General features: G+C 69.0%; 13 protein-coding genes. 6 read left to right on the forward strand and 7 right to left on the reverse strand.

All coding sequences use genetic code 11. The annotated features are described in order from the left end of the window. The first annotated feature begins 1 nt into the window (after position 1). The 4 genes from rplU to proB all read left to right on the forward strand — a co-directional run bounded on the left by rplU (position 2) and on the right by proB (position 3,252). The gene (gene rplU / locus G6N31_RS03190; RefSeq protein ID WP_098004604.1) at positions 2 to 325 is read left to right on the forward strand and encodes a 50S ribosomal protein L21; all 324 of its coding nucleotides are present in this window, start codon (positions 2 to 4) and stop codon (positions 323 to 325) included. 17 nt (positions 326 to 342) lie between these two features. Continuing rightward, positions 343 to 609, forward strand: coding sequence for a 50S ribosomal protein L27 (rpmA, locus tag G6N31_RS03195; protein WP_098004605.1), 267 nt, complete (start codon positions 343 to 345; stop codon positions 607 to 609). 85 nt (positions 610 to 694) lie between these two features. After that, on the forward strand, positions 695 to 2,134 hold the full coding sequence (gene obgE, locus G6N31_RS03200; RefSeq protein ID WP_098004606.1) for a GTPase ObgE: 1,440 nt from the start codon (positions 695 to 697) through the stop codon (positions 2,132 to 2,134). Beyond that, positions 2,131 to 3,252: a glutamate 5-kinase gene (gene proB, locus G6N31_RS03205; RefSeq protein ID WP_098004607.1), complete on the forward strand. Its 1,122-nt coding sequence runs from the start codon at positions 2,131 to 2,133 to the stop codon at positions 3,250 to 3,252. Before obgE ends, proB begins: the two co-directional genes overlap by 4 nt. Before the next feature lie 84 nt (positions 3,253 to 3,336). Here proB and G6N31_RS03210 read toward each other — a convergent pair whose 3' ends face one another. From G6N31_RS03210 to G6N31_RS03225, 4 genes are read right to left on the reverse strand one after another with little or no spacing between them, the layout of a single operon-like run. Further along, entirely contained in the window at positions 3,337 to 4,638 is a 1,302-nt protein-coding gene (locus tag G6N31_RS03210; RefSeq protein ID WP_163722018.1) for an HNH endonuclease signature motif containing protein, read from the reverse strand. 45 nt (positions 4,639 to 4,683) lie between these two features. Continuing rightward, positions 4,684 to 5,319, reverse strand: coding sequence for a hypothetical protein (locus tag G6N31_RS03215; protein ID WP_098003619.1), 636 nt, complete (start codon positions 5,317 to 5,319; stop codon positions 4,684 to 4,686). A gap of 4 nt (positions 5,320 to 5,323) precedes the next feature. After that, complete coding sequence (locus G6N31_RS03220) at positions 5,324 to 6,160, reverse strand: NAD-dependent protein deacetylase (RefSeq protein ID WP_098003635.1); 837 nt, start codon at positions 6,158 to 6,160, stop codon at positions 5,324 to 5,326. A gap of 36 nt (positions 6,161 to 6,196) precedes the next feature. Then, a complete protein-coding gene (locus G6N31_RS03225; protein WP_098003634.1) occupies positions 6,197 to 6,736 on the reverse strand; it encodes a cysteine hydrolase family protein in 540 nt (179 codons plus the stop codon). 43 nt (positions 6,737 to 6,779) lie between these two features. On the opposite strand from G6N31_RS03225, the gene G6N31_RS03230 reads away from it, so the two are divergent. Further along, entirely contained in the window at positions 6,780 to 8,822 is a 2,043-nt protein-coding gene (locus G6N31_RS03230) for an NAD(+) synthase (protein WP_098003618.1), read from the forward strand. Between the two features lie 7 nt (positions 8,823 to 8,829). Here the strand turns inward: G6N31_RS03230 and G6N31_RS03235 are convergent, their stop codons facing one another. From G6N31_RS03235 to G6N31_RS03245, 3 genes are all read right to left on the reverse strand, one after another. Beyond that, positions 8,830 to 10,212, reverse strand: a complete 1,383-nt coding sequence (locus G6N31_RS03235; protein WP_098003617.1) for a WS/DGAT/MGAT family O-acyltransferase — start codon at positions 10,210 to 10,212, stop codon at positions 8,830 to 8,832. A 65-nt stretch (positions 10,213 to 10,277) separates the two neighbouring features. Next, positions 10,278 to 11,096 (reverse strand): enoyl-CoA hydratase/isomerase family protein, encoded by an 819-nt coding sequence (locus G6N31_RS03240; RefSeq protein WP_098003616.1) that lies wholly within the window; start codon positions 11,094 to 11,096, stop codon positions 10,278 to 10,280. Further along, positions 11,071 to 12,003 carry a ribokinase gene (locus G6N31_RS03245; RefSeq protein ID WP_234815298.1) on the reverse strand — a complete coding sequence of 311 codons (933 nt, stop codon included), beginning with the start codon at positions 12,001 to 12,003 and terminating at the stop codon, positions 11,071 to 11,073. The genes G6N31_RS03240 and G6N31_RS03245 overlap by 26 nt, the downstream gene beginning before the upstream one ends. A gap of 51 nt (positions 12,004 to 12,054) precedes the next feature. Here G6N31_RS03245 and G6N31_RS03250 point away from each other — a divergent pair, with 51 nt between their 5' ends. Then, complete coding sequence (locus G6N31_RS03250; RefSeq protein ID WP_098003615.1) at positions 12,055 to 13,302, forward strand: glutamate-5-semialdehyde dehydrogenase; 1,248 nt, start codon at positions 12,055 to 12,057, stop codon at positions 13,300 to 13,302. Positions 13,303 to 13,312: the final 10 nt, after the last annotated feature.

Below are 13,312 nucleotides of genomic sequence, written 5' to 3' on the forward strand. Positions count from 1 at the left end.
GATGGCAGCGCAAACAGCCACGTACGCGATCGTGAAGACCGGCGGCAAGCAGTACAAGGTGGCGGCCGGCGACATCGTCAAGGTGGAGAAGCTCGACGCCGAGCCCGGTGCCTCGGTGTCCCTGCCCGTGGCTCTCGTGGTCGACGGCGCGAAGGTGACCACCGACGCCAAGGCGTTGGAGAAAGTGGCCGTCACCGGCGAGGTGCTCGAACACACCAAGGGTCCGAAGATCCGGATCCACAAGTTCAAGAACAAGACCGGTTATCACAAGCGCCAGGGCCATCGTCAGCAGCTGACGGTGCTCAAGGTCACCGGCATCAAGTAACGACGGGAGCGAGAGAGATGGCACACAAGAAGGGCGCTTCGAGCTCACGCAACGGTCGCGACTCCGCCGCGCAGCGGCTGGGCGTCAAGCGGTTCGGCGGCCAGGTCGTCAAGGCCGGCGAGATCCTGGTCCGCCAGCGTGGCACGCACTTCCACCCCGGCGTCAATGTCGGTCGTGGTGGTGACGACACCCTGTTCGCGACGGCGCCCGGCGCCGTTGAGTTCGGCATGAAGCGCGGCCGCAAGTTCGTCAACATCGTTCGCGTCACCCGCAGCGAGGCCTGACTTCCGCGTCGAGATCGGCGTTTTGCTCGCAGGGCTCTCGCACGTCGCCCGCAAAACGTAGATTTCGTCATGGAAAGGAAGTCCGATGCCCCGGTTCATCGACCGCGTCGTGGTTCACGCGCGCGCCGGTAACGGCGGCAACGGGTGCGCCTCGGTGCACCGCGAGAAGTTCAAGCCGCTCGGTGGACCCGACGGTGGCAACGGCGGTCGCGGCGGCAGCGTCGTGTTCGTCGTCGACCCGCAGGTGCACACCCTGCTCGACTTCCACTTCCACCCGCACGTGGTGGCCCCGTCCGGTAAGCAGGGCGCGGGCAGCAATCGCGACGGAGCCGCGGGCGCCGACCTCGAGGTGAAGGTCCCCGACGGCACGGTCGTCCTCGACGAACAGGGCAGGTTGCTGGCCGACCTCGTCGGTGCCGGCACCCGGTTCGAGGCCGCCGCCGGCGGACGTGGCGGCCTGGGTAACGCGGCACTGGCCTCACGAGCCCGTAAAGCCCCCGGATTCGCGCTGCTGGGCGAGAAGGGCGAGGTTCGCGAGCTCACCCTCGAACTCAAGACCGTCGCCGACGTCGGCCTGGTCGGGTTCCCGTCGGCCGGCAAGTCCTCGCTGGTCTCGGCGATCTCGGCGGCCAAGCCGAAGGTCGCCGACTACCCGTTCACCACGCTGGTCCCGAACCTGGGCGTCGTCTCGGCGGGGGAACACACCTTCACCGTCGCCGATGTGCCCGGGCTGATCCCGGGCGCCTCCGAGGGCCGCGGTCTGGGCCTGGATTTCCTGCGTCATATCGAGCGGTGCGCGGTGCTGGTGCATGTCGTCGACTGCGCCACCCTCGAACCCGACCGCGACCCGGTGTCCGACATCGAGGCGCTGGAGGCCGAGCTCGCCGCGTACACGCCGACCCTGCAGGGTGACAGCACGCTCGGTGACCTCGCGCAGCGGCCCCGCGCGGTGGTCCTGAACAAGATCGATGTTCCGGACGCGCGCGAACTCGCCGATTTCGTCCGCGCCGACGTCACCGAGAAGTTCGGCTGGCCGGTCTTCGAGGTGTCCACCGTGACCCGAGAAGGGTTACGGCCGTTGACTTTCGCGTTGTGGGACATGGTGTCGACGTACCGCGCGGCGCAGCCGGAAGTGGTGGCGCGCCGGCCGGTGATCCGGCCGGTCCCCGTCGACGAGACGGCGTTCTCGGTGGAAGCCGACGGTGACGGCGGCTTCATCGTGCACGGCACCCGCCCGCGCCGATGGGTCGCGCAGACGAACTTCGACAACGACGAGGCGGTCGGATACCTGGGTGACCGGCTGGCCCGGTTGGGTGTGGAAGACGAACTGCTCAAGCTGGGAGCCAAACCCGGCTGCGCCGTCACGATCGGCGACATGACCTTCGACTGGGAGCCCCAGACCCCGGCCGGCGTCGACGTTCCGCTGTCCGGGCGCGGCACCGACGCGCGCCTGGAACAGACCGGCCGGATCTCGGCCGACGAGCGGAAGGCCGCCCGCAAAGCTCGTCGGGAGAGCGATCAGTGAGCGTCGACTCCATTCACCGGACAGCCATCCGGACCGCACGTTCGGTGGTCGTCAAGATCGGGACCACCGCGTTGACCACGTCGTCGGGAAAGTTCGACGCCAGCCGACTGGAGGGTCTCGCCGACGCGATCGAGGCCCGGATGAAGGCCGGCTCGGACGTGGTCATCGTGTCCTCCGGTGCGATCGCGGCCGGGATCGAACCGCTCGGACTGAGCCGGCGCCCCACCGACCTGGCCACCAAGCAGGCCGCCGCCAGCGTCGGGCAGGTGGCGCTCGTCAACTCCTGGAGCGCTGCGTTCACCCGCTATCAGCGCACCGTCGGCCAAGTGCTGCTGACTGCGCATGACATCTCGATGCGGGTGCAGCACACCAACGCCGCGCGCACGCTGGACCGGCTGCGCGCGCTGCACGCGGTGGCGATCGTCAACGAGAACGACACCGTGGCCACCAACGAGATCCGTTTCGGCGACAACGACCGGCTCTCGGCGCTGGTGGCTCACCTGGTCGGCGCCGACGCGCTGATCCTGCTCTCCGATATCGACGGCCTCTACGACGGGGATCCCCGGAAGGCGTCCGCGGACAACCCGGCACGCTTCATCCCCGAGGTGGCCGGACCCGACGACCTGGACGGGGTCACCGCCGGACGCGGCAGCAGTCTGGGAACCGGGGGGATGGTTTCCAAACTGTCCTCAGCGCTGCTGGCCGCGGATGCCGGGGTGCCGGTGCTGCTGGCCGCGGCATCCGATGCCGCGGCCGCGTTGACCGATGCCTCGGTGGGCACCGTGTTCGCGCCCCGGGCCCAGCGGATGTCGGCACGCCGCTTCTGGGTGCGCTATGCCGCCGAAGCGGCAGGCACCCTGACCCTCGATGATGGAGCGGTGAACGCCGTTGTGCGGCAGCGCCGCTCACTGCTCCCGGCCGGCATCACGGCGTTGTCGGGCCGTTTCTACGGCGGCGACGTCGTCGAGCTGCGGGCGCAGGATGCCTCGATGGTGGCTCGCGGTGTCGTCGCCTACGACGCCACCGAGCTGGCGGGGATGCTGGGCCGCTCCACCTCGCAGTTACCCGCCGAGATGCGCCGGCCCGCGGTGCACGCCGACGATCTGGTCGCGGTCTGACCCTGACGACGTGATGGTGCACGAAGTTTTTGTGCGACAAAGGCTTTTGACGCTTCGTGACGGCGAGTGCCATCAGCGGACGAGTCAGTTGGCGTTGGGTGGTGGTGGCTCGTAGGGGTGGTACCACTTCCAGCCGGCGCGTTCGCCGGTGGGGCCGCGATAGGGCGGGACGTCGGGGGGTGGCTGGGTGGGTGGGCGGGCCAGCGAGCCGGGCTGCAGCGGTCGGCCTTGGCGGTCGGTGACGGTGATGGTCGGGGCGGGTCCGGTGATGGTGATGACCCCGCGGTGGTGTTGGCGGTGATGCCACGGGCACAGCAGCACCAGGTTGTCCAACTCGGTGGCTCCGCCGTCCTCCCAGTGCTGCAGGTGATGGGCGTGCAGGCCGCGGGTGGCCCCGCATCCGGGCACCGCGCACGTGCGATGGCGGCGCTCCAGGGCGCGGCGCAACCGCCGGCTGATGGTGCGGGTGCTGCGCCCGGCCCCGATCACCCGGCCCGCGCGTTGGAACCACACCTCGCAGGTGGCATCACAGCTCAGATAGCGGCGCTCGGCATCGGAGAGCAGCGGACCCAGATGCAGCGAGGCGACCTTGTCCTTGACGTCGACATGGACCACCACGGTGGTGCGCTGCCCGTGCGGGCGGGCCGCCACATCGGCGTCCCACCCCGCCTCGACCAACGCCGTGAACGCATCCACCCGCGTCGGCATCGGCGGCCGCACACCGACCGCATCCTCGTCATCGTCCTCATCATCGCGAGGGGCGGCGTCGGCGGAGTCCTCACCGGCGTGGTCGCGTTTCCACTCCGCGATCAGCCCATCGTGCTGGGACGCCAACCCGGCCTCGAACTTCGCCGACTCAAGGGTCGACAGCGTGATCGTCCACCGGATCAACTCACCCTTGGTGGTCTTGCTGATCCCGCGCTGGGGCTCACCGCGCGGCACCGGCGCCGGTTGCGGCTCGACCTTGACCGCCGTGCGCAACTGCGCCACCGTCATGTTCTCGGCCAACCCCGCATAGTGGGCATCGGAGCCCTGCCCGCCGCGCTGGGCGATCACCCCGACCTGATCCAACGACAACCGGCCCTCCCGCAACAGGGCCGCACAGCGCGGGAACTCGGCCAGCCGGTCGGCGATCGCGGTCACGGTCTCGGCGTTGTTCGGCGAACACCCGATCTTCCACGCCACCAACGCTTCGATCGACCGGCACCCGGTGTTGCCCCACAACCCGTCCCCGTCGATCTGGGCCACGATCTCCACAATCCGGCCATCGATGGCATTGCGCTGCCCCGCCAACTCCGACAACTCGTCGAACAACGCATCCAACCGAGCCGCCCGACTCGACGCAGGCTCGACCTCGTCATCGGCCAACAGCGCAGTGGAAGACATGACCCCATACAAGCAGCAGGGTCTGACAAAAAAGACGTATCTGGCTCAGCGAGAGCGGTTTTCGGAGATCTCGGCGACTCTGTCCCAGACGGCCTTGATGCGCCTGAGTCTCTCCTCGGCATCGTCGACGGCGTCGCTGTCAGCTCGACGAACAGTGACGCCGTGGGCCTTGGCTGTCTGTATCAGTGCGTCGCGCACGGCGGGGTCGGCCATCAGCAGCGTGGACAGCACGCCCGGGCTGAGTGTGCGGTGGCGCAGGAGGGCCTTGTAGTTGACCTCCGCGGGGATGCGCACCTCGAAGACGTTTCTGAACGCGTCGCCGGTGAGCGCGACCAATGCGGTCAGCGCGGCATCCGAGGCCAGACCCAGCAGAAGCCGCCGGCCCGGGAACCAGGGCAGGGGCAGCTTGCCGATCTGTTTGTCCAGAGCGCCCGAGGCGAGATAACCGATGAGGCTGTGGGTCTCGATGTCCTTGATGTCGGACCAGTCGACCGAGTCGCCGTCGAACTCGACCGCGTCGTCGCTGATCACCAGAGCACCGAAGTGGTTGAGCTGACGCAGTACGCCGTCGAGGGGTTCGGGGGCACGGGTCAGGCGCGCGGCCAAATCGCCGAAGCCCAAGCCCCAGCGGCCTCGAACCGGTCCCGTGTCCGGGCGCAAGCGTGCCAGTGGTGTGCTCATCGATTCACGCGGGGGTCGCCAGTGCGGGGAGTTCGTCGGCCAGCAACGCCAGCATCGGCGAGCAGCCGTTGTCGACCTTGACCGTCGCCAGGTTGTCTCCGCGGGTACGGCCGCGGTTGACGATTGCGACCGGGATACCACGCGCAACGGCGTGCCGGACGAAGCGGTAGCCGGAGTACACCGTCAGCGACGACCCCGCCACCAGCAGCGCATCGGCGCTGTCGACCATCGAAAAAGCAACCTCCACACGTGCTTTGGGGACACTTTCGCCGAAGTAGACGATATCGGGCTTGAGCATGCCGCCGCACGCCGGACAGTCGATGATGGAGAACTGCGCGGTGTCGTCGAGCATCGCGTCGGCGTCCGGGGCCACCGCGATGGCGCCCACCGACTCGGCGCGCTGCAGGAATCCTGGATTCGCGGCGTCGAGCAGGTCGTGCAGCGCGGCGCGCGACATCGTGTGCCCGCAATCCAGGCAGACCACCCTCGCGTAGGTGCCGTGCAGATCGACCACCGCCTGACTGCCGGCCTTGGTGTGCAGCAGGTCCACGTTCTGGGTGATCAAACCGGTCACCACGCCGGTACGTTCCAGCGCGGCGAGCGCCCGATGCCCGGCGTTGGGCAATTTCTGGTCCATGTGGCGCCAGCCGACGTGGTTGCGCGCCCAGTACCGCTGCCGGAAGACCGGATCGGAGATGAACTGCCGGATGGTCATGGGGCTGCTGGGCGGCGAGTCGGGCCCGCGGTAGTCGGGGATGCCCGAGTCGGTCGACATGCCCGCGCCGGTGAGCACCGCCACGCGCCGACCCCGCAGCAGCGCGACCAGTTCGGGTGACTCCACGGCCTCCACAGTAGGCGCCGATACCGACACCGCTGGTCAGTGCAGGCAGTCCGCGGCGGCGATCAGCTCGGCGCTCATGTTCTGCTCCATCATCCGCAGCGCCGCATCGCCCAGCTCGGCATCGATGTGGGCTACCGCATCGCGGGGGATGACCACCGGAAAGTGGCGGACGTAGGCGTCGAGCGCGGTGTAGAGAATGCACTGTTCGGTCACCTGCCCGGTCAGCACGACCCGCTCGGGTTTGAGCTGATTGAGCAGATAGGCCAGCGACGTGGCGTAGAAGGCGCTGTGACGCACCTTGGTCATGACCCGGCACCCGTGCTGCGGAACGATCGGTTCGACGAGGTCGGGGCGTTCGCCGTTGAGCGCCGAGCGCACGATGTCGCTGAACTCGGCGCTGAAGTCACCGTAGTTGTCGTTGACGTAGATGAGGTCGACATCGTCACGGGACCGGGAGTCGGCGACGAGTTTCGCCAACGGGTCGACGATCGCCTCGACGCTGGGCGTCAGTTTCTCGGCGTCGGGATGATCGTAGGTGTTCATCATGTCGATGATCAGCACCGCGGTGTTGCTCATGGCCACGTGCATACCCCATTTGGTTTACGGGCAACAATGAGGCATGGATTTCTACTCCGCCTACCGGCATGGCTTCGTCCGGGTCGCCGCATGCACCCACCACACCGCGCTGGCCGAGCCGGCAGCCAACGCCGAGACGGTGCTGGGCATCGCCCGCGAATGCCACGACGACGGTGTGGCTTTGGCCGTGTTCCCGGAGATGAACCTGACGGGATACTCCATCGAGGACATCGTGCTGCAGGACGCGCTGCTCGAGGCCGCCGAACAGGCGGTGTCGGCGGTGGTGGCCGGATCGTCCGACCTGATGCCCGTACTGGTGGTCGGGGCCCCGCTGCGGCACCGCAACCGGATCTACAACACCGCGGTGGTGATCCACCGGGGCCGTGTGCTCGGGGTGGTGCCGAAGTCCTACCTACCGACCTATCGGGAGTTCTACGAGAAGCGCCAGATCGCGTCCGGCCACGACGAAGCCGGTGAGATCCGGCTCGGCGGAACCGACGTGCCCTTCGGGCCCGATCTGTTGTTCGCGGCCGAGGACATCCCCGCATTCGTGCTGCACGTCGAGATCTGCGAGGACATGTTCGTGCCGATCCCCCCGAGTGCGGAGGCGGCGCTGGCCGGAGCGACGGTGCTGGCCAACCTGTCCGGCAGCCCGATCACGATCGGCCGCGCGGAGGACCGGTGCCTGCTGGCCCGTTCGGCGTCGTCGCGGTGCCTGGCCGCCTATGTGTACGCCGCGGCGGGGGAGGGAGAGTCCACCACCGACCTGGCCTGGGACGGGCAGACGATGATCTGGGAGAACGGGGTGTGCCTGGCGCAATCCGAACGGTTCCCGAAGGGGGCGCGACGCTCGGTGGCCGACGTCGACGTCGAACTGTTGCGCAACGAACGCATCCGGATGGGCACCTTCGACGACAACCGCCGTCAGCATGTGATCGACGACGACTCGTTCCGGCGCATCGAGTTCCACCTCGACCCGCCCTCCGAGGACATCGGCCTGCTGCGCGAGGTGGAGCGCTTCCCGTTCGTGCCGGCCGACCCGGCCCGTCTGGAGCAGGACTGCTACGAGGCCTACAACATCCAGGTATCCGGGCTCGAACAGCGGTTGCGCGCCCTGGACTACCCGAAGATCGTGCTCGGTCTGTCCGGTGGCCTGGATTCCACCCACGCGTTGATCGTCGCGGCGCGCGCGATGGATCGTGAGCAGCGGCCGCGCAGCGACATCCTGGCGTTTACCTTGCCCGGTTTCGCCACCGGCGACCGAACCAAGAACAACGCGACACGGCTCGCCGAAGCCCTCGGGGTGACCTTCGAGACCATCGACATCTCGTCCACCGCGCAGTTGATGCTCTCCGAGATGGACCACCCGTTCGCCCGCGGGGAGAAGGTCTACGACGTCACGTTCGAAAATGTGCAGGCTGGTCTGCGCACCGACTACCTGTTCCGGTTGGCCAATCAACGCGGCGGCATCGTGCTGGGCACCGGCGACCTCTCCGAGCTGGCGCTGGGGTGGTCGACCTACGGTGTCGGCGACCAGATGTCGCACTACAACGTCAACGGCGGGGTCCCGAAAACGTTGATCCAGCACCTGATTCGGTGGGTCATCTCGTCGGAGCAGTTCGACCGGACGGTCAACGAGGTGCTGCAGTCCGTGCTCGACACCGAGATCAGCCCCGAACTGGTGCCCGCCGGTGAGGACGAGGAAATCCAGAGCAGCGAGAGCAAGGTCGGACCGTATGTCCTGCAGGACTTCTCCCTGTTCCAGGTGTTGCGGTACGGTTTCCGGCCGTCGAAGGTGGCGTTTCTGGCCTGGCATGCTTGGAGCGACCCTCAGCGCGGTGACTGGCCGGTCGGGTTGCCGGAGGACGAGCGACCCTCATTCTCCCTGAAGGAGATCCGCCACTGGCTGCAGGTCTTCGCGCAGCGGTTCTATTCGTTCAGCCAGTTCAAGCGCTCGGCGCTGCCCAACGGTCCGAAGGTGTCGGCCGGCGGGTCACTGTCGCCGCGCGGCGACTGGCGGGCGCCGTCGGATATGTCGGCGCGGACCTGGCTCGAGGAGATCGAGCGGTCGGTCCCGGAGAGCTGAGCAGCGGTCAGGGCACCAGGGCCAGTGTGCCCAGCGGGGTGCTGCGGTGCGGCACCGTGGTCAGATCGGCCAGGCGCGCCACCGCGCCTTCGATACCGCGGGCCAGCACGTCCACGTCGGGGGCGGCGTCGTAGTCGGCCAGAACTCCGAACGCCAGCCGGTCGGCGTAGCTCAGGATCGCGATGCCGGTGCGCAGCTGCAGCGCCAGCGGCGGGATCGGCAGCAGTTTGGTGATCCGGCAGCCCAGCACCGTCAGCGGCTCGGGCGGGCCGGGCACGTTCGTGGCCAACGTGACCACGCCGCGCTGCGGAAGCCGGGTGAACGCGCGCACCGCCCACGCCGACAGCGGGAACGGCACCAGGCCAGCGGCCGCGAAGACCGCGCTGCCGGCGTGCCGCTGTCCGCTCGTCTTCACCCGATTCAGCCGCGAGTGCACCGCCTCGAGTTGCCGGATGGGATCGCTTTCATCCACCGGTAGACACGGCAACATCAGCGAGACCCGGTTGTCGGGTCGGTCCGCGGCGTCGTCGCTGCGCACCGACACCGGGACCAGTGTGCGCAGCGAGTCCCGTCGGAGCCGCTCGCCCCGGCCCAGGAGCAGCGAGCGGTAGCTGTCGGTGATGGCCGCCAGCGCGACGTCGTTGACCGTGACATCGAAGTGGGCGCAGATGCGCTCCACATCAGCACGGGGCACCTCGGCGGAGACATAGCGGCGCATGGCACCCATCGGCCCGTTCAGCGTCGAGGCCGACGGGCTCAGCAGGCCTCCGGCGATATCCAGCACGCCGCGCACAGCGTTGGCAGCCGTGGCGCCGAGCCCGGCCACGGTGTTGATGGCACCGGTCAACCAGGTGACCGGGTTCGGCCGGCCCGGCGGCGGGGACTGCTCGGAGACCCTGACCACGCGGCGGTCGGTGTGGTGGGCTTCGTCGCACAGCGCGGTCAGCAGATGGGTTGCGGCGATACCGTCGACCAGGCAGTGGTGGATCCTCAGCAGCAAAGCCCAGCGCCTGCGTCCCAGTCCCTCGATCACCCAGCACTCCCACAGCGGGTGGTCCCGGTCCAGCCGCCGTTCCATGATGTCGGCGACCAGGCGGTGCAGCGCGTCGTCGTCACCCGGCATCGGAAGGGCCGCACGCCGGATGTGGTGAGTGATGTCGAAGCCGTTGTCGGGCACCCATTCCGGTGCGGCCAGGTCGAGAGGATGCAGACGCAGCTGCTGGGTCAGTCGGGGAAATCGCGCCGCGCGTTGGGCGAAAACCTCTGTCAGACGATCGAATTGAGGGATCGGCCCGTCCAGGACCGCGACGCCGCCGATGGCGAGACTGATGTGGGGATCGGAATCCTCGGCCTCCAAGAAGCCCGCGTCCAGGGTCGTCAGGTGATCCACGATGTCACGGTCGCACGGCGACCGCGTCGCCGCCAGAGGCTTTGGTCCTCAGCTACTCCGACCGCTCACAGCCGGCCGTCGAGGCGCAGATCCGGGTGCACCCAGTTCGGGGACCGGCGCTCCTTGAACGCCAGGAAACCCTCGATCGATTCTGGGGCGCCCAGGCTGGCCTGCATTCCGATGCGGTCGTAGAGCCCGAGGTAGTTGTCGAGGCTGGACTTGATGACCGTGCGGGCGTGCGGTGCCGTGCGACAGCACTGGGCCAGCACCTCCCGGGCGGCGTCGGGGAGTTCGTCGTGGGGCACCACGCGGGCCACCAGACCCCAGTCCAGGGCCTCGGCCGCCGTCAGCGTGCGGCCGGTGAACATCAGGTCCCGGGTGCGCACCGGCCCGATCAGGCGGGCCAGCATGTGGCTGTAGTAGGTGTCGGCGATGCCGCGGAAGAGTTCGGGCACGCGGAAGGTGGCCCGGTCGCTGACCACCGCCATGTCCGAACACAGCGCGATCTGCAGCCCGCCGCCCTGGCACAGCCCGTTGACCGCGGCGACCACGGGTTTGGTGGACTGGCGCAGCGTCTCGAACGGGGTGACGTCCATGCCGAGCGCCGAGCCGAACGTCAGCCAGTCGTCGGACCCGTCGCCGCCGCCCATATCACCGCCGGGAGCGAAGACGTCCCCGGTACCGGTGATCAGCAGGCCCGCCAGGTCAGGGTCGGCGTCGACGTGGCGCACCGCGTAGCGGATGCCGAAGTACATCGCCGGGGTCATCGCGTTGCGCGCCTCGGGACGGTCCAGCGTGCACACCCCGAAACCGGCTTCGCGGGTGAACCTCAGGAAGGGGGTGCCGAGCCAGTCACCATCAGGGGGGCGGGGCGCGGTGGTCATCGGGAGCTCCTGTCATGGCGTTGTCGATCGCCTTACTGTAGGGCGCGCAGTTGCCGGCCCCGGCCACCAGCGTCGCCAATGCTCCCGCCGCGCACGCACGCGGCAGGGCAACCTCGGGCCCGATCGGCCAGTGGGCGGCCAGGACGCCGGCGAACACATCGCCGGCGCCGGTGGTGTCGACCGGCCGCACCGCGGGGGCGGGTATGTCGTGTGCCCGCCCGGCGGTGATGTGGCGGGCGCCGCGCGCGCCGCGGGTGATGACCAGGTGCTCGACGAGGAGCCGGTCGTCGTCCAGCCAACCGGGCGCCTCGCTGTCGTTGACGATGACCACGTCGGAGTGCGCGGCCAGCGCGGCCAACTGCGCAGGGTCGTATCCCCCCGGCGAGGCGTTGACCAGCACCACCGCCCCGGCGGTGCGAGCCATTCGGGCCGCGGCGACCGCCGTCTCGAGCGGGATCTCGAGCTGCAACAGCACCACGTCGGCGACGGTGACCGCTTCGCGCAGGCCGGGCGAGCCGGCACTCAGGTGTGCGTTGGCGCCGGGTGCGACGACGATGGTGTTCTCGGCCGCGGCGTCGACGGCGATCACCGCGGTTCCACTGGGGCCGGACACCGTGCCGACCGCGGTCACGTCGACACCGTTGTCGAGCAGATGGCGCCGCAGGTCGCCGGCCGTGGCATCGCTGCCCAGCGCAGCCACCAGCGCCACCTCGGCGCCGGCGCGCGCTGCCGCGACGGCCTGATTGGCGCCCTTGCCGCCCGGCACCGTGGTCAGTCCGGACGCCAGCACCGTCTGGCCGGCACGCGGCAGCTCCTCCACGGTGAAGATCAGGTCGGCGTTGACGCTGCCGACCACGCACACCCGCGCCACGTCCGACGACGTTAGGGACTGGATCGGGGGTCGCACAACCGTCACCCTTGACCGGGTGCGCAGCGCACGACCCGATACCCTGGCCTGATGAGTGTGCAGGCACCATCAGCACCCGATCTGCGGGAACAGGTCCATGACGCGGCCCGGCGCGCCCGCAGCGCGGCCCGCGCGCTGGCCACGTTGAGCACCGAGGTGAAGAACCGCGCGTTGCGCACGGCCGCCGACCACGTCTTGATGAACACGCGGGTCATCCTCGATGCCAACGAGACCGATCTGGCCGCGGCGCGCGCCGCTGGGACGCCTGCGTCGATGCTCGACCGGCTGGCGCTGAACCCGAGCCGCATCGAAGGGATCGCCGACGGACTGCGTCAGGTCGCGAGCCTGCCCGACCCCGTCGGGGAGGTGCTGCGCGGCCGCACGCTGGTCAACGGTCTGCAGCTGCGTCAGCAGCGGGTGCCGCTCGGGGTCGTCGGCATCGTCTACGAGGGCCGCCCCAATGTCACGGTCGACGCGTTCGGGCTGACGCTCAAGTCGGGCAACGCCGTGTTGCTGCGCGGCAGCTCGTCGGCCGCGCACTCCAACGAGGCGCTGGTCAACGCGCTGCGCGCCGCTCTGGCCACCGAGCGACTCGACTGCGACGCCGTGCAGTTGCTGCCCAGCTCCGATCGCGCCAGCGTCACCCACCTGATCCAGGCGCGAGGGCTGGTGGACGTGGTCATTCCGCGTGGGGGTGCGGGCCTGATCGACGCCGTGGTGCGCGACGCGCAGGTGCCCACCATCGAGACGGGCGTCGGCAACTGCCATGTGTACGTCGACAAGTCGGCCGACCTCGACATGGCCGAGAAGATCCTGCTGAACGCCAAGACGCGCCGCCCCAGCGTGTGCAACGCCGCAGAGTCGGTGCTGATCGACGCGGCCGTCGCCGAGACGGCGGTGCCACGGTTGACCGCGGCGCTGCAGCAGGCCGGCGTGACGGTGCACGTCGACCCGTCCGAGGAGGAGTTGCGCGCCGAATTCCTTTCGATGGACATCGCTTTGGCGGTGGTCGACGGAGTCGACGGCGCCATTGCGCACATCAACGAATACGGCACCGGCCACACCGAAGCCATCGTGACCACCGATCTCGCTGCGGCGCAACGGTTCAGCGACCGCGTCGACGCCGCGGCGGTGATGGTGAACGCGTCGACGGCGTTCACCGACGGAGAGCAGTTCGGTTTCGGCGCCGAGATCGGCATCTCCACCCAGAAACTGCACGCGCGAGGCCCGATGGGGCTGCCGGAGCTGACCTCGACCAAGTGGATCGTCTGGGGAGACGGCCACACCCGTCCGGCTTAGACAGGAGTGA

The sequence above is a fragment of the Mycolicibacterium duvalii genome (assembly GCF_010726645.1).
GTDB classification, from domain to species: Bacteria; Actinomycetota; Actinomycetes; order Mycobacteriales; family Mycobacteriaceae; genus Mycobacterium; species Mycobacterium duvalii.

Bases quoted from the DNA above. Each gene is read 5' to 3' on its own strand.
- G6N31_RS03210 (WP_163722018.1), bottom strand. From the start codon at position 4,638: ATGTCTTCCACTGCGCTGTTGGCCGATGACGAGGTCGAGCCTGCGTCG.
- G6N31_RS03225 (WP_098003634.1), bottom strand. From the start codon at position 6,736: ATGAGCAACACCGCGGTGCTGATCATCGACATGATGAACACCTACGAT.
- G6N31_RS03230 (WP_098003618.1), top strand. From the start codon at position 6,780: ATGGATTTCTACTCCGCCTACCGGCATGGCTTCGTCCGGGTCGCCGCA.
- obgE (WP_098004606.1), top strand. From the start codon at position 695: ATGCCCCGGTTCATCGACCGCGTCGTGGTTCACGCGCGCGCCGGTAAC.
- rpmA (WP_098004605.1), top strand. From the start codon at position 343: ATGGCACACAAGAAGGGCGCTTCGAGCTCACGCAACGGTCGCGACTCC.
- rplU (WP_098004604.1), top strand. From the start codon at position 2: ATGGCAGCGCAAACAGCCACGTACGCGATCGTGAAGACCGGCGGCAAG.
- G6N31_RS03215 (WP_098003619.1), bottom strand. From the start codon at position 5,319: ATGAGCACACCACTGGCACGCTTGCGCCCGGACACGGGACCGGTTCGA.
- G6N31_RS03240 (WP_098003616.1), bottom strand. From the start codon at position 11,096: ATGACCACCGCGCCCCGCCCCCCTGATGGTGACTGGCTCGGCACCCCC.
- G6N31_RS03250 (WP_098003615.1), top strand. From the start codon at position 12,055: ATGAGTGTGCAGGCACCATCAGCACCCGATCTGCGGGAACAGGTCCAT.